General features: G+C 73.7%; 20 protein-coding genes. 15 read left to right on the forward strand and 5 right to left on the reverse strand.

Going from position 1 to position 24,072, the window contains the following annotated elements; translation table 11 throughout:
* Positions 1-6: 6 nt before the first annotated feature.
* The 6 genes from dxr (at position 7) to D1J60_RS26120 (ending at position 7,338) form a co-directional block, all read left to right on the forward strand.
* On the forward strand, positions 7-1,260 hold the full coding sequence (dxr, locus tag D1J60_RS26095) for a 1-deoxy-D-xylulose-5-phosphate reductoisomerase (protein WP_125598279.1): 1,254 nt from the start codon (positions 7-9) through the stop codon (positions 1,258-1,260).
* Positions 1,257-2,558, forward strand: a complete 1,302-nt coding sequence (locus D1J60_RS26100; protein ID WP_125822730.1) for a site-2 protease family protein — start codon at positions 1,257-1,259, stop codon at positions 2,556-2,558. The genes dxr and D1J60_RS26100 overlap by 4 nt, the downstream gene beginning before the upstream one ends.
* A 176-nt stretch (positions 2,559-2,734) precedes the next feature.
* Positions 2,735-3,892 carry a flavodoxin-dependent (E)-4-hydroxy-3-methylbut-2-enyl-diphosphate synthase gene (gene ispG, locus D1J60_RS26105; protein ID WP_007266888.1) on the forward strand — a complete coding sequence of 386 codons (1,158 nt, stop codon included), beginning with the start codon at positions 2,735-2,737 and terminating at the stop codon, positions 3,890-3,892.
* Positions 3,893-4,079: 187 nt separating this feature from the next.
* Entirely contained in the window at positions 4,080-4,925 is an 846-nt protein-coding gene (locus tag D1J60_RS26110; protein WP_185899497.1) for a GNAT family N-acetyltransferase, read from the forward strand.
* A 74-nt stretch (positions 4,926-4,999) separates the two neighbouring features.
* The gene (locus D1J60_RS26115) at positions 5,000-5,584 is read left to right on the forward strand and encodes a GNAT family N-acetyltransferase (RefSeq protein ID WP_125598285.1); all 585 of its coding nucleotides are present in this window, start codon (positions 5,000-5,002) and stop codon (positions 5,582-5,584) included.
* Positions 5,585-5,628: 44 nt separating this feature from the next.
* Positions 5,629-7,338, forward strand: a complete 1,710-nt coding sequence (locus D1J60_RS26120; RefSeq protein WP_125822731.1) for a proline--tRNA ligase — start codon at positions 5,629-5,631, stop codon at positions 7,336-7,338.
* Here D1J60_RS26120 and D1J60_RS26125 read toward each other — a convergent pair.
* From D1J60_RS26125 to D1J60_RS26140, 4 genes are read right to left on the reverse strand one after another with little or no spacing between them, the layout of a single operon-like run.
* Positions 7,335-8,171 carry a slipin family protein gene (locus D1J60_RS26125; RefSeq protein WP_125822732.1) on the reverse strand — a complete coding sequence of 279 codons (837 nt, stop codon included), beginning with the start codon at positions 8,169-8,171 and terminating at the stop codon, positions 7,335-7,337. The genes D1J60_RS26120 and D1J60_RS26125 overlap by 4 nt on opposite strands.
* 43 nt (positions 8,172-8,214) lie before the next feature.
* Positions 8,215-9,117 (reverse strand): aminoglycoside phosphotransferase family protein, encoded by a 903-nt coding sequence (locus D1J60_RS26130; RefSeq protein ID WP_125822733.1) that lies wholly within the window; start codon positions 9,115-9,117, stop codon positions 8,215-8,217.
* A 16-nt stretch (positions 9,118-9,133) separates the two neighbouring features.
* Positions 9,134-9,592, reverse strand: coding sequence for a ferritin-like domain-containing protein (locus tag D1J60_RS26135; protein ID WP_125822734.1), 459 nt, complete (start codon positions 9,590-9,592; stop codon positions 9,134-9,136).
* Positions 9,589-10,167: a hypothetical protein gene (locus tag D1J60_RS26140; protein WP_125822735.1), complete on the reverse strand. Its 579-nt coding sequence runs from the start codon at positions 10,165-10,167 to the stop codon at positions 9,589-9,591. Before D1J60_RS26140 ends, D1J60_RS26135 begins: the two co-directional genes overlap by 4 nt.
* Before the next feature lie 156 nt (positions 10,168-10,323).
* Between D1J60_RS26140 and rimP the strand changes: the two genes are divergently transcribed.
* The 9 genes from rimP to D1J60_RS26185 all read left to right on the forward strand — a co-directional run bounded on the left by rimP (position 10,324) and on the right by D1J60_RS26185 (position 22,317).
* A complete protein-coding gene (gene rimP / locus D1J60_RS26145) occupies positions 10,324-10,836 on the forward strand; it encodes a ribosome maturation factor RimP (RefSeq protein WP_125598308.1) in 513 nt (170 codons plus the stop codon).
* A 2-nt stretch (positions 10,837-10,838) separates the two neighbouring features.
* Entirely contained in the window at positions 10,839-11,840 is a 1,002-nt protein-coding gene (gene nusA, locus D1J60_RS26150) for a transcription termination factor NusA (protein ID WP_007266897.1), read from the forward strand.
* Positions 11,841-11,984: 144 nt separating this feature from the next.
* A complete protein-coding gene (locus tag D1J60_RS26155) occupies positions 11,985-12,272 on the forward strand; it encodes a YlxR family protein (RefSeq protein ID WP_125822736.1) in 288 nt (95 codons plus the stop codon).
* A gap of 148 nt (positions 12,273-12,420) precedes the next feature.
* Entirely contained in the window at positions 12,421-15,495 is a 3,075-nt protein-coding gene (gene infB / locus D1J60_RS26160; RefSeq protein ID WP_125822737.1) for a translation initiation factor IF-2, read from the forward strand.
* Between the two features lie 153 nt (positions 15,496-15,648).
* Complete coding sequence (locus D1J60_RS26165; protein WP_007266901.1) at positions 15,649-15,942, forward strand: DUF503 domain-containing protein; 294 nt, start codon at positions 15,649-15,651, stop codon at positions 15,940-15,942.
* Positions 15,943-15,975: 33 nt separating this feature from the next.
* Positions 15,976-16,428 (forward strand): 30S ribosome-binding factor RbfA, encoded by a 453-nt coding sequence (gene rbfA / locus D1J60_RS26170; protein ID WP_125604374.1) that lies wholly within the window; start codon positions 15,976-15,978, stop codon positions 16,426-16,428.
* Entirely contained in the window at positions 16,425-17,333 is a 909-nt protein-coding gene (gene truB / locus D1J60_RS26175) for a tRNA pseudouridine(55) synthase TruB (RefSeq protein WP_125822738.1), read from the forward strand. Before rbfA ends, truB begins: the two co-directional genes overlap by 4 nt.
* Before the next feature lie 251 nt (positions 17,334-17,584).
* Positions 17,585-21,238 carry a serine protease gene (locus tag D1J60_RS26180; RefSeq protein WP_347147197.1) on the forward strand — a complete coding sequence of 1,218 codons (3,654 nt, stop codon included), beginning with the start codon at positions 17,585-17,587 and terminating at the stop codon, positions 21,236-21,238.
* Positions 21,239-21,357: 119 nt separating this feature from the next.
* Positions 21,358-22,317 carry a bifunctional riboflavin kinase/FAD synthetase gene (locus tag D1J60_RS26185; RefSeq protein ID WP_125822739.1) on the forward strand — a complete coding sequence of 320 codons (960 nt, stop codon included), beginning with the start codon at positions 21,358-21,360 and terminating at the stop codon, positions 22,315-22,317.
* 76 nt (positions 22,318-22,393) lie between these two features.
* Here D1J60_RS26185 and D1J60_RS38875 read toward each other — a convergent pair whose 3' ends face one another.
* Positions 22,394-23,665: a MinD/ParA family protein gene (locus D1J60_RS38875; protein ID WP_347147207.1), complete on the reverse strand. Its 1,272-nt coding sequence runs from the start codon at positions 23,663-23,665 to the stop codon at positions 22,394-22,396.
* Positions 23,666-24,072: the final 407 nt, after the last annotated feature.

Genomic DNA, 24,072 nt, shown 5'->3' on the forward strand with positions numbered 1-24,072 from the left:
GGGGGCATGAGCGACAGTCCAGCCCCCCTCGCCGACCCGCACCTCCTCTTCGACGCCGCGGCCGGCCGCCGGGACATCGTCATCCTCGGGTCGACCGGGTCCATCGGCACCCAGGCCATCGACCTCGCCCTGCGCAACCCGGACCGCTTCCGGGTCACCGCGCTGTCCGCGGCCGGCGGGCGCGTCGACCTGCTCGCCGAGCAGGCCCACAGGCTCCGGGTCCGGGCCGTGGCCGTCGCCCGCGAGGACGCCGTACCGGCCCTGAAGGAAGCGCTGGGCGAGCGGTACGGAGCCGGCGAGCCGCTGCCCGAGGTCCTGGCCGGGCCCGACGCGGCCGCCGAACTCGCCGCCTCCGACTGCCACACCGTCCTGAACGGCATCACCGGCTCCATCGGCCTCGCCCCCACCCTCGCGGCACTGCGTGCGGGCCGCACCCTGGCCCTGGCCAACAAGGAGTCGCTGATCGTCGGCGGCCCGCTGGTCAAGGCCCTCGCGCGGCCCGGCCAGATCATCCCGGTGGACTCCGAGCACGCGGCCCTGTTCCAGGCGCTCGCCGCCGGCACCCGCGCCGACGTCCGCAAGCTGGTGGTCACCGCGTCCGGCGGCCCCTTCCGCGGCCGCACCCGCGCCGAGCTGGCCTCCGTCACCGTCGAGGACGCCCTCGCGCACCCCACCTGGGCCATGGGCCCGGTCATCACCGTCAACTCGGCGACCCTGGTCAACAAGGGGCTGGAGGTCATCGAGGCGCACCTGCTCTACGACATCCCCTTCGACCGCATCGAGGTCGTCGTCCACCCGCAGTCCTACGTGCACTCCATGGTCGAGTTCACGGACGGCTCCACCCTCGCCCAGGCCACCCCTCCGGACATGCGCGGCCCCATCGCGATCGGCCTCGGCTGGCCCCAGCGGGTCCCGGACGCCTCCCGCTCCTTCGACTGGACCAAGGCCTCCACCTGGGAGTTCTTCCCGCTCGACACCGAGGCCTTCCCCTCGGTCGGCCTCGCCCGGCACGTCGGCACCCTGGGCGGCACCGCCCCCGCCGTCTTCAACGCGGCGAACGAGGAGTGCGTGGACGCCTTCCTGGCCGGCCGGATGCCGTTCACAGGAATCATGGATACGGTCTCCGCAGTGGTCGACGAGCACGGAACGCCCACGTCGGGAACCTCCCTGACGGTGGCGGACGTCCTCGAAGCGGAGACCTGGGCCAGGGCCCGGGCACGGGAGATGGCGGCGCGGGCCGCCGTGGAGGCGGGCGCATGACCTTGCTGCTGACCCTGACGGGCGTGCTCGTCTTCGTCGTCGGGCTGCTCTTCTCGATCGCCTGGCACGAGCTCGGCCACCTCTCCACGGCCAAGCTCTTCGGCATCCGCGTGCCCCAGTACATGGTCGGCTTCGGCAAGACCATCTGGTCCCGCAGGAAGGGCGAGACCGAGTACGGGATCAAGGCCATCCCGATGGGCGGCTACATCCGCATGATCGGGATGTTCCCGCCCGGCGAGGACGGCAAGGTCACCGCCCGCTCCACCTCGCCCTTCCGGTCGATGATCGAGGACGCCCGTTCGGCGGCCTACGAGGAGCTCCAGCCCGGCGACGAGACGCGGCTCTTCTACACGCGCAAGCCCTGGAAGCGCGTGATCGTGATGTTCGCGGGCCCCTTCATGAACCTGGTGCTCGCCCTCGCGATCTTCTTCGGCGTCTGGATGACCTTCGGCATCAACCGGACCACCACCCAGATCGCCAGCGTCTCGCCCTGCGTCATCCAGCAGAGCGAGAAGCGCGACGTCTGCAAGGACGGCGACCCGGTGGCCCCCGCGAAGAAGGCGGGCCTGCGGGCCGACGACCGGATCGTCGCCTTCAACGGCAAGAAGGTGGCCGACTGGTCCGCCCTCCAGAAGCGGATCCGCGACACCGTCGGCCCCGCCACCGTCACCGTCGTGCGCGACGGGCAGCAGCTCGCCGTCCCCGTCGACCTGATCGCGAACCAGGTCGCCAAGACCGACGGCCACGGCGGCTACGTCAAGGGCCAGTACGTCACCGCCGGCTGGCTCGGCTTCAGCCCCAAGAGCGAGATCGCCGCCCTGTCGTTCGGCGAGTCCGTCGACCACATGGCCGAGATCGTCGACAGCAGCGTCCAGGGCCTCCTCAAGCTCCCCGCCAAGATCCCCGCCCTGTGGAACGCGGCCTTCGGCGGCGCCGAGCGCGAGGCCGACTCCCCGATGGGCATCGTCGGAGCGGCCCGGATGAGCGGCGACATCGCCGCCCTGGACCTGCCCGGCGAGCAGAAGATGTCGATCCTGCTCAACGTGCTCGGCATGTTCAACCTGTCGCTGTTCCTGTTCAACATGCTGCCCCTGCTGCCCCTGGACGGCGGGCACATCGCCGGCGCCCTGTGGGAGTCCCTGCGCCGCACCGTGGCCAAGGTCTTCCGGCGCGCCGACCCCGGCCCCTTCGACGTGGCGAAGCTGATGCCCGCCGCGTACGTGGTCGCCGGCGTCTTCGTCTGCTTCACGCTGCTGGTGCTCGTCGCGGACGTGGTCAACCCGATCAAGATCACCTAGCCGTACGGGCAGCACCCCGACGGCGACCGGAGCCGGGCACGCACCGTGCCCGGCTCCCTACGTTCGGGTGGCGCGACCCCCTCGGATGCAAGGGGCGCGCGCTACTTGGCGTAACCTCGAAGGCTGGAGCCCGCCGATCTCGGGACCTCGATCCACACCTTGGGGTTGCACAGCAGATGACTGCCATCTCTCTCGGAATGCCGTCCGTGCCGACGAAGCTTGCCGACCGCCGGGTCAGCCGCAAGATCCAGGTCGGTTCCGTGGCCGTCGGCGGCGACGCGCCCGTCTCGGTGCAGTCGATGACCACGACCCGCACCTCCGACATCGGCGCCACCCTCCAGCAGATCGCCGAGCTGACGGCCTCCGGCTGCCAGATCGTCCGCGTCGCCTGCCCCACGCAGGACGACGCCGACGCGCTGGCCGTCATCGCGAAGAAGTCGCAGATCCCGGTCATCGCCGACATCCACTTCCAGCCCAAGTACGTGTTCGCCGCGATCGACGCCGGCTGCGCCGCCGTCCGCGTCAACCCGGGCAACATCAAGCAGTTCGACGACAAGGTCAAGGAGATCGCGCACGCCGCCAAGGACGCGGGCACGCCGATCCGCATCGGCGTCAACGCCGGCTCCCTCGACGCCCGCCTGCTGAAGAAGTACGGCAAGGCCACCCCCGAGGCGCTCGTCGAGTCCGCGCTGTGGGAGGCCTCCCTCTTCGAGGAGCACGGCTTCGGCGACATCAAGATCTCGGTCAAGCACAACGACCCGGTCGTCATGGTCAACGCCTACCGCCAGCTCGCCGCCCAGTGCGACTACCCGCTGCACCTCGGCGTCACCGAGGCCGGCCCCGCCTTCCAGGGCACCATCAAGTCCGCCGTCGCCTTCGGCGCGCTGCTCTCCGAGGGCATCGGCGACACCATCCGCGTGTCCCTCTCCGCCCCGCCGGTCGAGGAGGTCAAGGTCGGCAACCAGATCCTGGAGTCGCTGAACCTCAAGCCGCGCCGCCTGGAGATCGTCTCCTGCCCCTCCTGCGGCCGCGCCCAGGTCGACGTCTACAAGCTGGCCGAGGAGGTCACCGCCGGCCTCGACGGCATGACCGTCCCGCTGCGCGTCGCCGTCATGGGCTGCGTCGTCAACGGCCCGGGCGAGGCCCGCGAGGCCGACCTCGGCGTCGCCTCCGGCAACGGCAAGGGCCAGATCTTCGTCAAGGGCGAGGTCATCAAGACCGTCCCCGAGTCCAAGATCGTGGAGACCCTCATCGAAGAGGCGCTGAAGATCGCCGAGCAGATGGAGAAGGACGGCGTCGCCTCCGGCGAGCCCAGCGTCGCCATCGGGGTCTGAGTCCGGGGACCGGTCCCGGCCCGTCCCGCACGCAGAGCCCTCCAGGGGCTCCCCGAGGTGCCTCCCCGGCCCCGTCCGCGCAGCTCGCGGCCGGGGCCGGGCCCTTTTCGTGACCTGCGGGACCGGGCGTGCGCAGGTCGCGCCGGGTACAGTGCGGAGATCAGCAGACTTGCACGGTGAGGCCCCAGTGTTGACGCAGACCACGACCAGGGTCCTTGAACCCAGTGATCTCGACGCCGCGCTCGCCATCCTCGGACGCGAGCCCGTCGAGAACGCCTTCGTCACCTCCCGGGTCCAGGTCGCCGGACTCGATCCGTGGCGCCTGGGCGGAGAGATGTGGGGCTGGTACGCCGGCGGAGAGCTCCGCGCCCTCTGCTACGCCGGCGCCAACCTGGTCCCCGTCTGCGCCGGACCCGACGCCGTACGCGCCTTCGCCGACCGCGCCCGCCGCACCGGCCGCCGCTGCTCCTCCATCGTCGGCCCCGCCGAGGCCACCCGGCTGCTGTGGCAGCTCCTGGAGCCCAGCTGGGGCCCCGCCCGCGACGTCCGCGCCCACCAGCCGCTCATGGTCACCGAGCAGCCGTCCGCCGACATCGCCGCCGACCCCCTGGTCCGCCGGATCCGCAAGGACGAGATGGACCTGATCATGCCCGCCTGCGTGGCCATGTTCACCGAGGAGGTCGGCATCTCGCCGCTCGCCGGGGACGGCGGGCTGCTCTACCAGGCCCGCGTCGCCGAGCTCGTCGGCAGCGGCCGCTCCTTCGCCCGCGTCGAGAACGGCAAGGTCGTCTTCAAGGCCGAGATCGGCGCCGCCACCGCCGCCGCCTGCCAGATCCAGGGCGTCTGGGTGGCCCCCGAGTTCCGCGGCCGCGGGCACTCCGAGACCGGCATGGCCGCCGTCGTCGCGTACGCGCTGCGCGACGTGGCCCCCGTGGTCAGCCTCTACGTCAACGACTTCAACACCGCCGCCCGCGCCGCCTACACCCGGGTGGGCTTCCGCGAGGTGGGCGCGTTCATGAGCGTCCTGTTCTGACCCACGGAGAAGGGCGGCCGGTTTCGTGCGGGAAGCCGTACCGGAGCGGCCCTACCCCGAAGTAAGGTCGCCGCATGCTGCCTACCTCCCCGGGCGACGACGCCGTACGGCCCGCCGGACTCCGCATCGGGCGCCTCGACCTGGCCGGCCGGGTGGACGAAGCCCTGCGCGTCCAGGCCGTCGCCTTCGGGCTCAGCGAGGAGGAGGTCGGCATCCGGCGCTACATCGTCCAGCGCCACATGACGTGCCCCGGCGCCCGCGCGCTCGGCGCGTTCACCGACGACGGGGCGCTGGCCGGCTTCGTCTACGGCATGCCCAACGACCGCGGCCACTGGTGGTCCACCATCGTCGAGCCCTACCTGCGGGCCGGCGGCACCGAACACTGGCTCGACCACTCCTTCGTCATCACCGAGCTGCACGTCCACCCCGGCTTCCAGGGCCGCGGCGTCGGCCGCGCCCTCATCACCCGGATCACCGACGGCGCCGCCGAGCCCCGCTCGATCCTCTCCGCCATCGACACCGACAGCCCGGCCCGCGGGCTCTACGCCGCCCTCGGCTACCGGGACCTGGCCCGGAAGGTCCACTTCCCCAGCGCGAGCCTGCCGTACGCCGTCATGGGCGCCCCGCTTCCGCTGCTCAGGGCCCCGCGCGCCGACTGAAAACGGGTTTCCGGGGGCGGTGGGGTTGTCGGTAGCCTCCCGGCATGTCCACTCATCACGTGTCCGCTCCCCACGTACAGCGCATGTCCCGCCTGATGGCCAAGACCCTCCGTGAGGACCCCGCCGACGCCGAGACCCTCAGCCACCGCCTCCTGGTCCGGGCCGGCTACGTCCGGCGCAGCTCCGCGGGGGTGTGGACCTGGCTGCCGCTCGGCAAGAAGGTCCTGGACAACGTCTCGCGCATCGTCCGCGAGGAGATGGACGCCATCGGCGCGCAGGAGGTGCTGCTGCCGGCGCTGCTGCCCAAGGAGCCGTACGAGGTCAGCGGCCGCTGGTCGGAGTACGGGGACCTGCTGTTCCGGCTGAAGGACCGCAAGGGCGCCGACTACCTCCTCGGCCCCACCCACGAGGAGATCTTCACCCTCGTGGTGAAGGACCAGTGCACGTCCTACAAGGACCTGCCGGTCATGCTGTACCAGATCCAGACCAAGTACCGGGACGAGGCCCGGCCCCGGTCCGGGGTCCTGCGGGGGCGCGAGTTCCAGATGAAGGACTCGTACTCCTTCGACGTGTCGGACGAGGGGCTCGCCGAGTCCTACCGGCTGCACCGCGAGGCGTACGTGCGCATCTTCGAGCGCCTCGGCCTGGACCACCGCATCGTGTCGGCGGTGTCCGGCGCGATGGGCGGCTCGGCGTCGGAGGAGTTCCTCGCGCCGGCCGGCGCGGGCGAGGACACCTTCGCGGACTGCCCGAGCTGCGACTACGCGGCGAACACGGAGGCGGTCACGTTCGCGTTGGAGGCGGTGACCGGCGAGCACGGCCCGCTGGAGGAGATCCCCACCCCCGACACCCCGACCATCGAGACCCTGGCCGCGCACCTCGGCGTGCCGGCCTCCGCGACGCTGAAGAACCTGCTGGTCAAGGTGGACGGCGAGATCACGGCCGTCGGCGTGCCCGGAGACCGCGAGGTGGACCTCGGCAAGCTCGGGGAGCACCTGGCCCCGGCGGTGGTGGAGCTGGTCACGGCCGAGGACTTCGCGGACCGGCCCGACCTGGTACGCGGCTACGTGGGCCCGCAGGGGCTGGAGAAGGTCCGCTACCTCGCCGACCCGCGGGTCGCGCCGGGGACGGCGTGGGTGACCGGTGCCAACAAGGCCGACACGCACGCCCGGAACGTGGTCTGCGGCCGCGACTTCGAGGTGGACCGGTACCTGGACGTGGTCGTCGTCGAGCCGGGCGACCCCTGCCCGGCGTGTGGTGCGGGGCTGAGGCTGGACCGGGCCATCGAGATCGGGCACATCTTCCAGCTGGGCCGCAAGTACGCCGACGCCTTCGGGCTGGACGTCCTCGGCAAGGAGGGCAAGCCGGTCCGGGTCACCATGGGCTCCTACGGCATCGGCGTCTCCCGCGCGGTCGCCGCGCTGGCCGAGCAGACGGCCGACGAGCGGGGCCTGCGCTGGCCCGCGGCGGTGGCACCGGCCGACGTGCACGTGGTGGCGGCGGGCAAGGCGGTGCCGCTCGCGCTGGCGGAGGAAGCGGCGGCCGCCCTGGCCGCGGCGGGCCGGCGGGTCCTGCTGGACGACCGCCCGGGGCTGTCGCCGGGCGTCAAGCTGACGGACGCGGAGCTGATCGGCGTGCCGTGGATCCTGGTGGCGGGCCGCCGCTCCGCCGAGGGCGTCGTCGAACTCCAGGACCGCGCCGCGGGGACCCGCGAGGAACTCCCGCTGACGCAGGCGCTGGCCCGGCTGGGCTAAGGACCGTAGGGCTCAGCGGGCGGCGGCTCGGGCGCGGGTGTCGCGGGCGCGGGAGGGGCGGGCGCGGGAGGGGCGGGGGCGGCGCGTTCCAGGAAGCGGAGCAGCTCCACCGGGAAGGGGAGGACCAGGGTGGAGTTCTTCTCCGCCGCCACCGCGATCACCGTCTGGAGGAGGCGGAGCTGGAGGGCCGCCGGCTGGTCCGACATGACGGCGGCGGCCTCGGCCAGCTTGTGCGAGGCCTGGAGTTCGGCGTCCGCGTTGATGAGGCGGGCGCGGCGCTCGCGGTCGGCCTCCGCCTGGCGGGCCATCGAGCGCTTCATCGTCTCCGGGAGGGAGACGTCCTTGATCTCCACGCGGTCGATCTGGACGCCCCAGCCCATCGCCGGGCTGTCGATCATGAGCTCCAGGCCCTGGTTGAGCTTCTCCCGGTTGGAGAGCAGGTCGTCCAGGTCGCTCTTGCCGATGATCGAGCGCAGCGAGGTCTGCGCCATCTGGGAGACCGCGAAACGGTAGTCCTCCACCGCGATGATCGCGCTCGCAGGGTCGATCACCTTGAAGTAGACGACCGCGTCCACGCGGACCGTGACGTTGTCGCGGGTGATGCCCTCCTGCGCGGGGACGGGGAGGGTGACGATCTGGAGGTTGACCTTGCGGAGGCGGTCGGCCACCGGAAGGATCATCGTGAACCCGGGCGGGCGGACGCCCTGACGGAGGCGGCCGAAGCGGAAGACGATGCCCCGCTCGTACTGCTTCACCACCCGGGCGGCCGCACCCAGGTAGACCGCGACGCCCGTGGCGGCGGCGATTCCCGCTGTCAGCAGTTCCTCGACCATGACGGCCCCCTGCCGGACATGTGCCCTTTACAGGGTTATGCCCTTACAGCCAGGCCGCGAACTCCAGGAGCAGCTCCGCGTCGCGCCGCCGGCCGGCGGCCAGCGCGCGGACGCCGGACTCCACCGCCCGGAACACCGTCCAGGCCCGCAGCCGCTCCCGGTCCACCTCCAGCGAGTCGGCGAGCTTGTTCACCCGCCGCCGGGCCCCGGCCGCCCCCGCCGAGGCGGCCATCTGGTCCTCCAGCCGGTCCCGGACCAGCCGGGCCAGGTCGTAGGCCCGCTCACCGACCAGCGGGTCCGGGCCCACCGTCAGCCACGGGGCGCGTTCGGCCGCCAGCACCTTGCCCTGCCGGAAGTTCCCGTGCAGGAGGAGCGCTTCGGATGACGTGGAGGTCAGGTCGTCGCGGAGGGCGAGGGCCGTCTCCGCGAGGGAGCGCGCCTGCGGCGGGGCCGAGCGCAGGAGCTCGGACTGGGCCGCCGTGCGGGCGGCCACCGTCTCGAAGGGGTGGTCCAGCGGCGGGCCCACCCACAGCCGGCGCAGCGTGCCGCAGGCCTCCAGCAGGGCCTTGGCGTCCGGAAGCGAACGCAGCGACACGTCGGGGTGCAGCCGCTCCAGCAGCAGCGCCCCGTCCTCCTCGTGGTGCCGCGAGTCGAGGACCCGTACGGCACCGAAGCCGCCCCAGTGGGCGAGCGCGGCCAGCTCCAGGTCGGGAGCGGCCCCCGGCGGGGCCAGCTTCAGGGCGGCCGGGGTGCCGTCGGCGTAGCGGACCAGCAGCACCAGGCTGCTGCGGCCGCCCGGGGCCTGCGTCCGCTGGGCCGTGACGTCCCGTCGCTTCAGCGCCTCCTCGGCCAGCTCGGGCAGACGTCCCAGCCACTCCGTGTCCCGCTCGGTCGGCGGGAGCTCGCCGAGCGCCCGTACGAGCCGCTGCGGCGGTTCGAAAGCCATGCGTGCCTGGTCCCTTTCAGCTGGTACGGGCCGCCTGTGCGCGTTCCGTGAGCCCAGGGAAGGCTACGCCGACACCGCGCCAGCGCGCCGCCCGCACGGCCGCCGCGCTCAGCGCGTCAGCCGCCTCCCGGCGCAACTGGCCGTCCGCCGCCCGCACCAGGTCGGAGTACGCGCCCGCCACCCGGTCCTCGATCACCGCGGCCAGCCGCTCGGAGTCGGCCGGGGTGCGCACGTCGAAGGGCAGGGCGTACGCGGCCTCGGCGGGCTGCGGTGCGCCGCCCAGCTCCCGGACGGTCCGGGTCAGCCGGTCGCGGCGGGCCAGGTGGGCGCCGTACGCCTCCCGGGCCTCGTTCGCGCGGGCCTGCGCGACGCGCGCGCCGATCACCCCGTACGCGTACGTGGCGGCGTGCTCGGCGGCCAGCGCGGCCTGGGCGGCCGGGAGCGGACCGCGGGCGGGGGAGGGCGAGGGCTTCACGAGGCGGCTCCCGGGGTCGAGGTGAGCAGGAAGGCGTGGACGGCCCCGCAGGCCGCCACCGAGGCGAGCATCCGGGCCAGCTCGCCGGGGGCGCCCGCCAGGGTGATGGTCCGGGCCTCCGACAGGTCCCGCTCCGCGTCCGCGAGCGCGCTCAGGGCCTCGGCGGCCTGCGCCGGGACCGGCTCCCTGCGCGCCGCCGGAGCACCGGCGGCCGGCGCGGCGGCGCCGGACGCGGACGCGGAGGGCGCCCCCGGGCGGGGCGAGGGCCTGCCGTGCGCGGGCTCGGCGGGGGCCAGGGCCGTCGTGTGCGCCGCGACGGCCTCGCGCAGCGGGCCGAGGCGCTCGGCGAGCCCGGGATGCGCCTTCAGGGTGGCGTCGTAACGTTCCAGCAACTGCCGGCTGTCCCGGACGGCGCTCTCCCGCATCCGCCGGTCGAGCGCGGCCCCGCTGTCCGCACCCGGGGCGGCACCGCCGCCGGAGCAGCCGGTCAGCAGCACGGCACCGGTCGCGCCGGCGGCTCCGGCGAGCAGGCTCCTTCGGGAGGGCGAGCGCCTCGAAGGCGTGGTCAAGGGCACGGCGGCCTCCTCGGGGGTGGTTGCGGGACAGGGTGTGATCACGGTACCCGGGGGTCCCGTCCGCAGCGCGGACGGCAACACCCTCCGCGACCGGATACCCTTTGACCTGACACGACGGAAAACCACAACAGCACACGCGGCCGAGGAGTCACCCGGATGAGCACCACCCAGAGCGACAGGCTGCGCGGACTGCTGGAGCCGCTCGTCGCCGCCAAGGGCCTGGACCTCGAGGACATCGAGCTTTCCAAGGCGGGCAAGCGCCGGATGCTGCGCATCATCGTGGATTCCGATGAGGGTGTCGACCTGGACGAATGCGCCGAGCTGAGCCGTGAGATCTCCGACCGGCTCGACGAGTCCGACGTGATGGGCGAGGACGAGTACAACCTCGAAGTCAGCTCCCCGGGCGCGGACCGTCCGCTCAGCGAGCACCGTCACTACGTTCGGGCGACCGGCCGCCTCGTCAAGTTTCAGCTCTCCGCCGAAGGTGAAAAGGGTGCCGGTGAACTGATCGCCCGCATCCTCGGCGTCGACGACGAGGGCATGGACCTCGAAGTGCCGGGTGTGAAGGGCCGCAAGGCGACCACCCGTCGTATCGCATTCACGGACGTCGCCAAGGCGCGCGTCGAGATCGAGTTCAGCCGCAAGGACAAGAAGGAAGAGGAGGCGTAGCCGTGGACATCGACATGAGTGCCCTGCGGGGTCTGGTCCGGGAGAAGGAGATCTCCTTCGACCTGCTCGTCGAGGCGATCGAGTCGGCCCTCCTCATCGCGTACCACCGCACCGAGGGCAGCTTCCGGCGCGCCCGTGTCGTGCTCGACCGCACCAACGGTCACGTGGTCGTGTGGGCGACCGAGGACCCGAGGGACCTCGAAGAGGGACAGGAGCCCAAGGAGTTCGACGACACGCCGTCGGACTTCGGGCGCATCGCCGCGACGACCGCCAAGCAGGTGATCCTCCAGCGTCTGCGCGACGCCGAGGACGACCTGACCTTCGGTGAGTTCGCCGGCCGCGAGGGCGACGTCATCACCGGCGTCGTCCAGCAGGGCAAGGACCCCAAGAACGTCCTCGTCGACATCGGCAAGCTCGAGGCCATCCTGCCGGTGCAGGAGCAGGTCCCCGGCGAGGAGTACACGCACGGCCTCCGTCTGAAGACGTACGTCGTGCGGGTGGCGAAGGGTGTCCGCGGTCCGTCCGTGACCCTGTCGCGCACCCACCCCAACCTGGTGAAGAAGCTCTTCGCGCTGGAGGTCCCGGAGATCGCCGACGGCAGCGTCGAGATCTCCGCGATCGCCCGTGAGGCCGGTCACCGCACCAAGATCGCCGTCCGGTCCACCCGCTCGGGCCTCAACCCGAAGGGTGCCTGCATCGGCCCGATGGGCGCCCGCGTGCGCAACGTGATGGCGGAGTTGCACGGCGAGAAGATCGACATCGTCGACTGGTCGGACGACCCGGCGGAGATGGTGGCGAACGCGCTGTCCCCCGCCCGGGTGAGCAAGGTCGAGGTCGTGGACTGGGACACCCGCTCCGCACGGGTGACCGTGCCCGACTACCAGCTGTCGCTGGCCATCGGCAAGGAGGGGCAGAACGCCCGCCTCGCCGCCCGCCTCACCGGCTGGCGCATCGACATCCGGCCCGACACCGAGGTGCCCGCAGACGCGGACGCCGGTGCCTGACCGGGAATAAACCGCTACCGGACGGGGGTTCCCGGCCGGTAGACAGGTACTCCGGCACCGCCGGAGCACCGCGGAAGCAACGACGACATCCGTTCGATTTTTCACCTGAAGGGGTGAGGTCGGTACGGGGAGGTAGACTTAGGCGTGTCTGGCCGGACGCAAGCCCGCGCATGCCCCGAACGCACCTGTGTGGGGTGCCGGGAGCGAGCGGCCAAGAGCGATCTGTTGCGGATCGTGGCGATCGAGGACCAATGCGTCCCCGATCCTCGCGGTACGCTGCCCGGCCGGGGTGCCTACGTGCACCCCGCCGTGGTCTGCCTCGACCAGGCGGTCCGCCGCCGGGCGTTCCCCCGGGCCCTCAGGTCCGCCGGAGCGCTCGACACGGAGGGACTGCGCAAGACCCTGGCCGCACCGGCCGAGGCGACACCGTAAGAAGAAGTACGGCACGGACACCCCGTGCGGTCAGGTACCTCGCGAGTTGGAAGTAGGTCGAGATTGCGATGAGCACTCGATGAGTACGCGATGAGTACGCCCATGAAGTAGCGACGGTCCGGCGTAACCCGGACCTAAAAGGAGCGAAGTGGCTAAGGTCCGGGTATACGAACTCGCCAAGGAGTTCGGGGTTGAGAGCAAGGTCGTCATGGCCAAGCTCCAAGAACTCGGTGAATTCGTCCGTTCGGCGTCCTCGACGATCGAGGCGCCGGTTGTACGCAAGTTGACTGACGCACTGCAGGGGCCCGGCGGCAACGCCGGCAAGTCCGCTGCGAAGCCCGGCGCGCCCCGCAAGGCCGCGCCCGCCAAGCCCGCGGCGCCCTCCCCGGCGACCGCGGCACGTCCTGCCCCCAAGCCCGGCGCACCGGCCCCCAAGCCGGCCGCTGCCGAGGCTCCGGCGGCTCCCGCCCCGGTGACTCCGGCCGCTCCCGGCCCGCGTCCCGGCCCCAAGGCTCCGGCCGCCCCGAAGCCCGCTCCGGCGGCTCCCGTGGCGACCGAGTTCTCCGCGCCTCCGGCGGCCCCGGCCGCTCCGGCGCGTCCCGCCGCCTCCCCCGGCCCCCGTCCGGCGCAGCAGCGCCCGGCCGGCCCGGGTCAGGGTGCCCGTCCCGGCGCCCCGCGTCCGGCCGGCGCCACCCCCGGTGGCCAGGCCCCGCGTCCCGGTGGCCAGACCCCGCGTCCGCAGGGCGCCCGTCCGGCCGGTCCCCGTCCGGGCAACAACCCCTTCACGTCCGGCGGCTCGACCGGCATGGCGCGCCCGCAGGCGCCCCGTCCGGCCGGCGCCCCGCGTCCCGGTGCCCCCGGCGCCGGCGGCCAGGGTGCCCCGCGTCCGCAGGCCGGTCCCGGCGGCGCCCCGCGTCCGCAGGGTCCCGGCGGCGCCCGTCCCACCCCGGGCGGCATGCCCCGCCCGCAGGGCGGCGCTCCGCGTCCCGGCCCGGGCGGCAACCGTCCGAACCCGGGCATGATGCCGCAGCGTCCCGCTGCCGGCGGTCCCGGCCCGCGTCCCGGCGGCGGCCCCGGCCGTCCCGGTGCGGGTGGTCCGCGTCCCGGCGGCGGCGCCGGTCGTCCCGGCGGCGGCTTCGCCGGCCGTCCGGCCGGTCCGGGCTCCCGCCCGGCGGGCGGCGGCTTCGGCGGCCCGCGTCCGGGTGGCGGCGGCTTCGGCGGCGGCCCGGCCGGCGCCGGTGGCGGCGGTCGTCCCGGCTTCGGTGGCCGTCCCGGCGGTCCCGGTGCCCGTGGTGGCACGCAGGGTGCCTTCGGCCGTCCCGGCGGGCCCGCCCGTCGCGGTCGCAAGTCGAAGCGTCAGAGGCGCCAGGAGTACGAGGCCATGCAGGCCCCGTCCGTGGGCGGCGTGATGCTGCCCCGCGGCAACGGCGAGACCGTTCGCCTGTCGCGCGGTGCCTCCCTCACCGACTTCGCGGAGAAGATCAACGCCAACCCGGCGTCGCTGGTCGCGGTCATGATGAACCTCGGCGAGATGGTCACTGCCACGCAGTCCGTCTCCGACGAGACCCTCCAGCTCCTCGCGGGCGAGATGAACTACACCGTTCAGATCGTCAGCCCGGAGGAGGAGGACCGCGAGCTGCTCGAGGGCTTCGACATCGAGTTCGGCGAGGACGAGGGCGGCGAGGAGTTCCTGCTCCCGCGTCCGCCGGTCGTCACCGTCATGGGTCACGTCGACCACGGTAAGACCCGCCTGCTCGACGCGATCCGCAAGACGAACGTCGTCGCGGGCGAGGCCGGTGGCATCACCCAGGGCATCGGTGCCTACCAGGTGTCCACCGAGGTCAACGACGAGCAGCGTCGCATCACCTTCATCGACACCCCGGGTCACGAGGCGTTCACCGCCATGCGTGCCCGTGGTGCGAAGTCGACCGACATCGCGATCCTCGTGGTCGCGGCCAACGACGGCGTCATGCCGCAGACGATCGAGGCGCTCAACCACGCCAAGGCCGCCGGCGTCCCGATCGTCGTCGCGGTCAACAAGATCGACGTCGAGGGTGCCGACCCGGTCAAGGTGCGCGGTCAGCTCACCGAGTTCGGTCTGGTCGCCGAGGAGTACGGCGGCGACACGATGTTCGTCGACATCTCCGCCAAGCAGGGTCTGCACATCGACTCCCTGCTGGAGGCCGTCGTCCTCACCGCCGACGCCTCGCTCGACCTGCGTGCCAACCCCGAGCAGGACGCTCAGGGTATTGCGATCGAGTCCCACCTCGACCGCGGCCGCGGTGCCGTCGCCACCGTCCTCGTCCAGCGCGGTACCCTCCGCGTCGGCGACACGATGGTCGTGGGCGACGCCTACGGCCGCGTGCGCGCCATGCTCGACGACAAGGGCAACAACATCGAGGAAGCGGGTCCCGCGACCCCCGTCCTGGTCCTGGGTCTCACCAACGTCCCCGGCGCCGGCGACAACTTCCTCGTCGTCGACGAGGACCGCACCGCCCGTCAGATCGCCGAGAAGCGTGCTGCGCGCGAGCGCAACGCCAACTTCGCCAAGCGCGTCCGTCGCGTGTCCCTCGAGGACCTCGACTCCGTGCTCAAGGCCGGTCTGGTCCAGGAACTCAACCTCATCATCAAGGGCGACTCGTCCGGTGCGGTCGAGGCCCTGGAGTCCTCGCTGCTCCAGCTCGACGTCGGCGAAGAGGTCGACATCCGCGTCCTGCACCGCGGTGTGGGTGCGGTCACCGAGTCCGACATCTCGCTGGCGATGGGCTCCGACGCCATCGTCATCGGCTACAACGTCCGCGCTGTCGGCCGTGCCGCGCAGATGGCGGACCGCGAGGGCGTCGACGTCCGGTACTACTCGGTGATCTACCAGGCCATCGAGGAGATCGAGGCGGCCCTGAAGGGTCTGCTCAAGCCGGAGTACGAAGAGGTCGAGCTCGGCACGGCGGAGATCCGCGAGATCTTCCGCTCGTCCAAGCTGGGCAACATCGCCGGTGTCCTGGTCCGCTCGGGCGAGGTCAAGCGCAACACCAAGGCGCGGCTCCTGCGCGATGGCAAGGTCATCGCCGAGAACCTCACCATCTCCGGTCTGCGCCGCTTCAAGGACGACGTCACCGAGATCCGCGAGGGCTTCGAGGGTGGTATCAACCTCGGTTCCTTCAACGACATCAAGATCGACGACGTCATCGCGACGTACGAGATGCGCGAGAAGCCCCGCGCGTAAGCGCGAGGCGGTTCGCACCGTGTCGTAACCCCGGGGCCGGTCGGCGGAATATCCGTCGATCGGCCCCGGCCGTTGCGTGTACGGTTCTGGTGACCCTGCCGAGCGTCGGCCGGCAGGCCACCGAACCCGAACCGGCGGGACATCCGGAACTGCATGTACGTGGGGACTCTGTCCTTCGACCTGCTCCTCGGCGACGTCCACTCGCTGAAGGAGAAACGCTCCGTCGTCCGGCCCATCGTCGCCGAGCTCCAGCGCAAGTTCTCCGTGAGCGCGGCCGAGGTGGGAGACCAGGACCTGCACCGCAGGGCCCGCATAGGGGTCGCCCTGGTGAGCGGGGACGCGGGGTTCGTGTCGGACGTGCTCGACCGCTGTGAGCGGCTGGTCGCGGCGCGTCCGGAAGTGGAACTGCTGTCCGTGAGGCGGCGGTACCACGGTGATGAAGACTGATTGCTTGTCTGCAACAAAGAAGGAGACGGACCAGTGGCCGACAATGCGCGGGCGAAGAAGCTGGCGGACCTCATCCGGGAGGTGGTGGCCGAGAAGCTGCAGCGCGGAGTCAAGGACCCCCGCCTCGGTACGCACGTGACCATCACGGACACCCGGGTCACCGGCGACCTGCGGGAGGCCACGGTCTTCTACACGGTCTACGGCGACGACGAGGACCGGGCCAGCGCGGCAGCGGGTCTGGAGAGCGCCAAGGGCGTACTGCGCTCCGCGGTCGGCCGGGCGGCGGGAACCAAGTTCACGCCCACCCTGACCTTCGTCGCGGACGCCCTCCCGGAGAACGCCCGGACCATCGAGGACCTCCTCGACAAGGCGCGGGCCTCCGACGCCCACGTCCGCGAGGTGTCCTCCGGCGCCAAGTACGCCGGCGAGGCCGACCCGTACAAGAAGCCGGGCGACGAGGACGACGAGGACGCAGCCGCGGAATGAGCACCAACGCAGGGAAGACTCCGGACGGCTTGGTCATCGTCGACAAGCCGTCCGGCTTCACTTCGCACGACGTGGTCGCCAAGATGCGCGGGATCGCCAAGACCCGCCGCGTCGGCCACGCCGGCACCCTCGACCCGATGGCGACGGGCGTCCTCGTCCTCGGCGTGGAGAAGGCCACCAAGCTCCTCGGCCACCTCGCGCTGACCGAGAAGGAGTACCTCGGCACCATCCGGCTCGGGCAGAACACCCTCACGGACGACGCCGAGGGCGAGATCACCTCGTCCGCCGACGCCTCCGGGGTGACCCGCGAGGCCGTGGACGCGGGCATCGCCAAGCTGACCGGCGACATCATGCAGGTCCCGTCCAAGGTCAGCGCCATCAAGATCAAGGGCGTGCGCTCCTACAAGCGCGCCCGCGACGGCGAGGACTTCGAGATCCCGGCCCGCCCGGTCACCGTCTCGTCGTTCCAGGTGTACGACATGCGCGAGGCCGAGGCTGAGGACGGCACCAAGGTCGTCGACCTCGTCGTCTCCGTCGTCTGCTCCAGCGGTACGTACATCCGCGCCCTCGCCCGCGACCTGGGCGCCGGCCTGGGCGTCGGCGGCCACCTCACCGCGCTGCGGCGCACCCGGGTGGGCCCCTACAAGATCGACAAGGCGCGCACGCTCGACCAGCTCCAGGAGGAGCTGACCGTCATGCCGATCGGCGAGGCGGCCGCGGCCGCGTTCGCGCGCTGGGACCTGGACGCCCGCCGGGCCTCGCTGCTCGCCAACGGCGTGCGGATCGAGATGCCGGACGAGTACCGGGACGGCCGGACCGTCGCCGTCTACGGGCCCGAGGGCAGGCTGCTCGGCCTCGTGGAGAGCAAGGGCGGCAAGGCGAAGTCCCTCGCGGTCTTCGCCTGAGGACTCCCGCCGGGCGGCGCCGCCCGGTTGATGTGGAGCGGTGAGCGCACACGGACTGCTGCTCACCGCTCCACAACCCCCCTCGGGTAGGTCTCTATCCATCCGGAGCACCGTATTCACCCTTCCGAGCAGGCGCTCGGAGTGAATGCGGGGAGCGTAAGGGGGCGCTTTCGGGCCGCGTGCTTTTGCCGCTGATCTTCACTTGCCTACCGTCGTGAACACGGGTCCCGCGGCAGGGGAGTGGTGCGGCGATGACGGACGAGGTCACGGACGGTACGAGGGGCGCGGGCCGCGGCGCCTTCGCGGCTTCCGAGGAGCCGGCCGCGGGGCCGGTCGCGGGGTCTGCCGCGCGGCCGGTCGCCGGGGCTGCCACGGGGGCGGCCGCGGGACTGGTGGTGATCCGGGACCGGGACGGGATCCCGCGCGGGAGCGGCTTCGTCGCCGACGACCGCGGCACGGTGATCACCAGCCACGACGCCGTCGAGGGCCTGGCCGGAATGGTCCTGCTCGCGTCCGGCGACGGGGGCCCCGGCCGGCCGGTATCGGCCGATGACGTGACCGCGCTGCCGGAGCTCGGCCTGGCCCTCGTGCGCGGCGCCGGACTGGACGTGCCGCCGCTGCCCGTGGCGATGCGCGAGGTGATCCCTCCCGGGACGTACGTACGCCTGCCCGCGCGGGGCTGGCGCCAGGCGCGGGTCCTCGCGGCGGGAGCGGAGGTCACCCACACCGCGGCCGGCCGCCGCCACGTAATCCCCGCAGCCGTCGGGCTGGCCATCGGAACCGCCGGCCGGGACGCCCTGCGGCTCGGCGGCGAGGTCCGCGGGGGACCGGTCCTGGACGCGGCGACCGGAGCGGTGCTCGCGGTACTGGGCACCGCTCTCGAAGCGGAGCACCGGCCCGGGAGCTTCGCCGTACCCCTGCGCGCGGCGGCCGCCGCCGCACCGGGAAGCCCCCTGGCCGCGCTGCTGGAGCGGAACTCCGCCACCGTGCCGGCCTACGGCGCGGACCTCAACCTGGCCGGCGCCCTGGAGCTGACCGCCACCACCCTCGGCGCGGCCTTCCCCCCGGCCGGCGCCGCCGAGCCCGCCCCCGACCCCGTGCCACGGCCCGGGATCACCGCCGGGCTCACCGCCTTCACCGCCGGGCCGGACCTCGTGCTCGGCCTGGTCGGGGCCCCCGGCACCGGCCGCACCACCGCCCTGGCCGCCCTGGCCGCCGACCGGGCCCGCGGACCCCGGCCCGCACCGACGCTCTGGCTCCGCGGAGCCGACCTGCGCGGCCGGGACACCTCGCTCGCCGACGCCGTGGCCCGCGCCCTGACGGCGGCGGCCCGCATCCTCACCGCCGCCGCCCCCACCCCGCCCGCCCACACCGACCGGCCCGCCGCCGCCCCGGCGACGCCCACCGCCCCGGGCGGGCCCGGCCGCGCGGGGTCGGGCCCGGCGGGGTTCGGGTGGGGCGGGGCCGGGGGCGGGGTGGTCGCGGCGGGCGCGGGCTTCGCCGGAGAGGGCGTCGGGGAACGCGTGGCGCGGCTCGCGGCGGCCGCCGGGCGGCCGTTGCTGGTGGTGCTGGACGCCCCCGAGGAGATGCCGCCGCGGCTCGCGCACCACCTGGAGGCGTGGACCGGGGCCACCGCCGACTGGCTGCGCGGCACCGGGGCCCGGCTCGTGGTCGCGGCCCGGCCCGAGTACTGGGAGCGGGCCGGGGACCTCTACCCGCCGGAGCTGCTGCACACCCCGGCCCGCGCCGCCCGGCGGCTGCCGCCCGCGCTGCCCGTCGGCGACCTGACCCCGCAGGAGGCGCGCGAGGCCCGCGCCCGGCTGGGCATCCCGGACGACGCGGTGCGCGAGGCCGACGCCCGGCACCCGCTGACCCTGCGCCTGCTCTCCGGGATCCGCGCCGCCGGGGTCACCGCCGGCCGCCCGGGCCGTGACGAGGTCTTCGCCGCGCACCTGGACCTGCTGGCCCTGCGCGTCGCCGTCCGGATCGCGGCGGCGGCCGGCGCGGGGGCGGCCGGCCCGGGGGCGGGCCACGGGGCCGGGGTGCACGCTCCCGGGGTGCGGCGGCTGGCGGCCCGGGTGGCGGGGCGGGTGCACGAGGCCGCCCGGCGGTGCCTCGGACCCGGGCAGGGCCAGCTGGACCGGGCCGCCTTCGAGGAACTGTTCCCCTGGCGCACCGGCTGGGCCTCCGCCGTCCTCACCGAGGGCCTGCTGGTCCCCGCCGGACCCGGCTACCGCTTCGCCCACGAGGAACTGTCCGACTGGCTCCAGGCCGGGCACCTCGACGTCCCGGGCGCCCTGGACGGCCTCGTGCACCACGGCCCCGCCGACACAGGCCCGCCCGTACCCCGGCACCGCATCGGGCCCGTACTGGAGGCCCTGCGCAGGCTCCCGCCCGCCGAGGCGCGCCTGCGGCTCGACGCCCTGGTGGCCGCCCTGAACACCTTCGCCGAGCAGGCGACCGCCGCCGCATCCCCGGGACCCGTCCACCCCGACCGCGTCTGGTGGGCCTCCCGCCTGCTGCGCGGCACCCTGCTCGGCGCCGACGACGCCACCGGGCACCTGCCCGTCCTGCACGCCCTCGCCGAGCACGTGGCGCGGTCCGGCACCGGCGAGTTCGGCGGCTGGTTCTGGAACCGGCTCCGGCTGCCCGAATGCGACCGGATCGACCTGCTGCGCCGGCTGCTGCCCTGCGACCACCGCTACCTGGAGGCCGCAGCCCGCCGCCTGGCCCGCGCCCCGCACCTCGTCCTGCCCCTGGTCTGCGCCTGGTTCACGGACGAACGCCGGCTGCGCGGCCGCCCCGGAGCCACCGTCGCCACCGCGGCGCAGGCCCTGCTGCACACGCACCGCGGCCTCGCGGTGGACGACCTCACCGAAGCCCTGGTGCGCTCCGCGCACCCGCGCGCCGACGAACTCCTCGCCGTCCTCGCGGAGGACGAGCCGTCCGCCCTCTGCCGGGCCGTCGAGCGCTGGGCGCGCGACGAGCGGCCCGAACGCCGCGTGGCCGCCGCCGCGTACGGCCTCGCCACCGCCCCGCACGTCCGCACCCCCGCCGACCGGGAGCTGCTGCGCCACGCCGCCCGGGCGCTCCTGGACCGCCCCGGCGACACCGCCCTGCACGGCCCCGCCCTCGCCGTCCTGCTCCGCGACCCGCAGGCGCGGGCCCGCTACCTGCCCGACGCCCTCGACTGCTTCCGCGACCCCGCGGGCGGCTCCCGGCTCCCGGCCTCCGCGCTGGTCGCGGCGCTCCCCGTACTGCCCGACCCGGACGCGGTGTTCGCCGCGCTGCGGGCCCGGGCCGACGGGGAGGTGATCCGCGCCCTGGCCGCGCTCACCACGCCCGGCCTGGCCCGCCGCGCGGGCGACCTCGTACGCGACCACCTCGCCCGCCGCCCCGAGGACGCCCCGCACGCCGCCGCCTTCGTGGACCGGCGCCTGGACCAGGGGCCGGCGGCCGGGCCCGTACTGCGCCCGCTGGTCCTGGGCCTGCTGCGGGGCGCCCCGCGGCCGGTCCGGGCCGAGCTGGCCGGCGTACTGGCCGCGCCCGGGGCGGAGGCCTCGTACCCGCTGCGGGCCGAGCTGGCGGACGTACTGCTGCGCGAGGAGTCGGATCCGGCGGTGCTCGGCGCCTTCCTGGCGGGGCTCGCCGCGGGGAGCTGCCGGCGCCCCGAGGTCCGTACCCGCGAGCTGCTGCGGCGCACCGGACGGCAGCTGCTGAGGGTGCCCGGCGGGCCGGCGGTCTTCGAGCACCGCACGGTGGAGCTGGCCCGGGCCGATCCGGCGTTCGGGGCGCTGGTCTCCCGCTGGCTCACGGACGCCGCGACGGAGGCGGCGGCCCTGCTGGGGCCGGGCGCCCGGCGTACCGTGGAGACTCTTCGTAGGGCCGCCCCGGACATTACCTGAGGCGGGGAACGATTCCGGCCAGAGCCGATGCGGGGCCCCGGCCGAGGGCATGGCAGTCTTAGACCTGCAATCGGCAATCAGTACAGGGACTACACGGGTTCGGGCGAGGAGCGGTCACAGTGCAGCGCTGGCGTGGCTTGGAGGACATCCCCCAGGACTGGGGACGCAGCGTCGTCACCATCGGCTCCTACGACGGCGTGCACCGGGGACACCAGCTGATCATCGGACGGGCCGTGGCGAAGGCCCGCGAGCTGGGCGTCCCGGCGGTCGTCGTCACCTTCAGCCCGCACCCGAGCGAGGTCGTGCGGCCGGGCAGCCACCCGCCGATCCTGGCCCCGTACGACCGCCGTGCCGAGCTGATGGCCGGCCTCGGGGTGGACGCGCTGCTGATCCTGCCGTTCACGGCGGAGTTCTCGCAGCTGTCCCCGGCCGACTTCATCGTGAAGGTGCTGGTCGACAAGCTGCACGCGCGCGCCGTCATCGAGGGCCCGAACTTCCGTTTCGGCCACCGGGCCGCCGGGAACGTCGACTTCCTGCGCGAGCTGGGCTCCACCTACGACTACGAGGTCGACGTCGTGGACCTGGTCGAGCGCGGAGAGGCGGGCGGCGGCGTGCCGTTCTCCTCCACGCTGGCCCGCCGGCTGGTCGCCGAGGGGGACATGGACGGCGCCGCCGAGATCCTGGGCCGCCCGCACCGGGTCGAGGGCATCGTGGTGCGCGGTGCGCAGCGCGGGCGCGAGCTCGGCTACCCCACGGCCAACGTCGAGACGCAGCCGCACACCGCGATCCCGGCCGACGGGGTGTACGCGGGCTGGCTGACGGCCGACGGCGAGCGGATGCCGGCGGCGATCTCGGTGGGTACGAACGTGCAGTTCGACGCCACCGAACGGACCGTGGAGGCGTACGCGATCGACCGCGTCGGCCTGGACCTGTACGGCAAGCAGGTGTGCGTCGACTTCCTCGCGTACGTGCGGGGGATGGCGAGGTTCGAGTCGCTCGACGGGCTGCTGGAGGCCATCGCGGACGACGTGAAGCGGGCGCGGGTCCTGACGGACGCCTTCGACACCACGCGTCGCTGACCTGCGCGAAAGGGCCCGTACCGTCCCCGGGGACGGTACGGGCCCTTTCGCGTTCTCGCGGCCGGCCGGCCTGCCGTCAGCCGAGGCGCGGGTCGCGCGGCGGGGCCTGGTACGGGCCGGGCTGCTGCTGCGGCTGCCAGGGCTGTCCGGGCTGCGGGTACGGCTGCTGCCCGTACGGCGAGGGCCCCTGCGGGGTCTGAGCCGGCGGCTGCTGGTACGGGCCGGGCTGCTGCGGCTGTGCCTGCGGCGGCTGGTGGGCCTGGGGGGCGCCCCAGTGGGCCTGGGCGGCCTGCTGCTGGGCGCGCGTGAAGTCCTCGGCGACCAGGGCGGACAGGTTGAAGTACGCCTCGCGGGTCTTGGGCCGCATCAGGTCGAGGTCGACCTCCGCGCCGGCCGCGAGGTGCTCGTCGAACGGCACGACGACGACCCCGCGGCAGCGGGTCTCGAAGTGCTGCACGATGTCCTCGACCTTGATCATCTTGGCGGTCTCGCGGACCCCGGAGATGACGGTGATCGAGCGGGAGACGAGGTCGGCGTACCCGTGGGCGGAGAGCCAGTCGAGCGTGGTGCTCGCGCTGCTCGCGCCGTCCACGGACGGGGTGGAGATGATGATCAGCTGATCGGCCAGGTCCAGGACGCCGCGCATGGCGGAGTAGAGCAGTCCGGTGCCGGAGTCGGTCAGGATGATCGGGTACTGGCGGCCGAGCGTGTCTATGACGCGCCGGTAGTCCTCGTCGTTGAAGGTCGTCGAGACGGCCGGGTCCACGTCGTTGGCGATGATCTCCAGGCCGGAGGGGGCCTGGGAGGTGAACCGCCGGATGTCCATGTACGAGTTCAGGTACGGGATCGCCTGCACCAGGTCGCGGATCGTCGCACCGGTCTCGCGGCGGACGCGGCGGCCGAGGGTGCCGGCGTCGGGGTTGGCGTCGATGGCCAGGATCTTGTCCTGGCGCTCGGTGGCGAGGGTGGCGCCGAGGGCGGTGGTCGTCGTGGTCTTGCCGACGCCGCCCTTCAGGCTGATGACGGCGATGCGGTAGCAGGACATCACCGGCGTACGGATCAGCTCCAGCTTGCGCTGCCGGTCGGCCTCGGCGGCCTTGCCGCCGAAGCGGAAGCCGGAACGGGTGGGCTTGGGCTTCTGCTTGGCGCGGATCAGCCGCTCGGAGGACAGCTCCACGGCGGCGGTGTAGCCGAGCGGAGCGCCGGGGCCCTGGCCGGGCCCCGACTGCTGCCAGTGCGCCTGCGGCGGCTGGGGGGCCGGGTACCCCTGCTGCGCCGGCTGCTGCGGCTGGTGGGGCGGGAACCCGTACCCCTGCGGGTCCGGCTGCTGCGCCTGCTGGGGCGGCACGGGCGGGAACCCGTACCCGTGCGGCGGCTGCGGTTGTGCCCCGGGCGTCCCCTGGGGTGCCGGTGCCTCCGGCGTGCCGTAGCCCTGCGGGGGGCGCGGTGCCTCGGGTGCCGGTGCGTCCGGGGCGCCGGGCGGGAAGCCGTAGCCCTGCGGGGGCTGCGGGTGTGCCTCGGCGGTGCCGGGGGTGTGCTGGGGTGCCGGGGCTTCGGGGCCCTTGGGCGGGAACCCGTAGCCCTGCGGGGGCTGCGCCTGTGCCTCGGCGGTGCCGGGGGTGCCCTGGGGCGCCGGTGCGTCCGGGGCGCCGGGCGGGAACCCGTAGCCCTGCGGGGGCTGCGCCTGTGCCTCGGCGGTGCCGGGGGTGCCCTGGGGCGCCGGTGCCTCGGGGGTGCCGGGCGGGAAGCCGTAGC

Origin of the sequence: Streptomyces sp. W1SF4, from assembly GCF_003950035.1 — a bacterium.
In the GTDB taxonomy this organism is placed as follows: domain Bacteria; phylum Actinomycetota; class Actinomycetes; order Streptomycetales; family Streptomycetaceae; genus Streptomyces; species Streptomyces racemochromogenes.

Coding starts and splice junctions, on each gene's coding strand:
- dxr (WP_125598279.1), top strand. CDS start 7: ATGAGCGACAGTCCAGCCCCCCTCGCCGACCCGCACCTCCTCTTCGAC.
- D1J60_RS26100 (WP_125822730.1), top strand. CDS start 1,257: ATGACCTTGCTGCTGACCCTGACGGGCGTGCTCGTCTTCGTCGTCGGG.
- ispG (WP_007266888.1), top strand. CDS start 2,735: ATGACTGCCATCTCTCTCGGAATGCCGTCCGTGCCGACGAAGCTTGCC.
- D1J60_RS26115 (WP_125598285.1), top strand. CDS start 5,000: ATGCTGCCTACCTCCCCGGGCGACGACGCCGTACGGCCCGCCGGACTC.
- D1J60_RS26120 (WP_125822731.1), top strand. CDS start 5,629: ATGTCCACTCATCACGTGTCCGCTCCCCACGTACAGCGCATGTCCCGC.
- D1J60_RS26125 (WP_125822732.1), bottom strand. CDS start 8,171: ATGGTCGAGGAACTGCTGACAGCGGGAATCGCCGCCGCCACGGGCGTC.
- D1J60_RS26130 (WP_125822733.1), bottom strand. CDS start 9,117: ATGGCTTTCGAACCGCCGCAGCGGCTCGTACGGGCGCTCGGCGAGCTC.
- rimP (WP_125598308.1), top strand. CDS start 10,324: ATGAGCACCACCCAGAGCGACAGGCTGCGCGGACTGCTGGAGCCGCTC.
- D1J60_RS26165 (WP_007266901.1), top strand. CDS start 15,649: ATGTACGTGGGGACTCTGTCCTTCGACCTGCTCCTCGGCGACGTCCAC.
- truB (WP_125822738.1), top strand. CDS start 16,425: ATGAGCACCAACGCAGGGAAGACTCCGGACGGCTTGGTCATCGTCGAC.
- D1J60_RS26180 (WP_347147197.1), top strand. CDS start 17,585: ATGACGGACGAGGTCACGGACGGTACGAGGGGCGCGGGCCGCGGCGCC.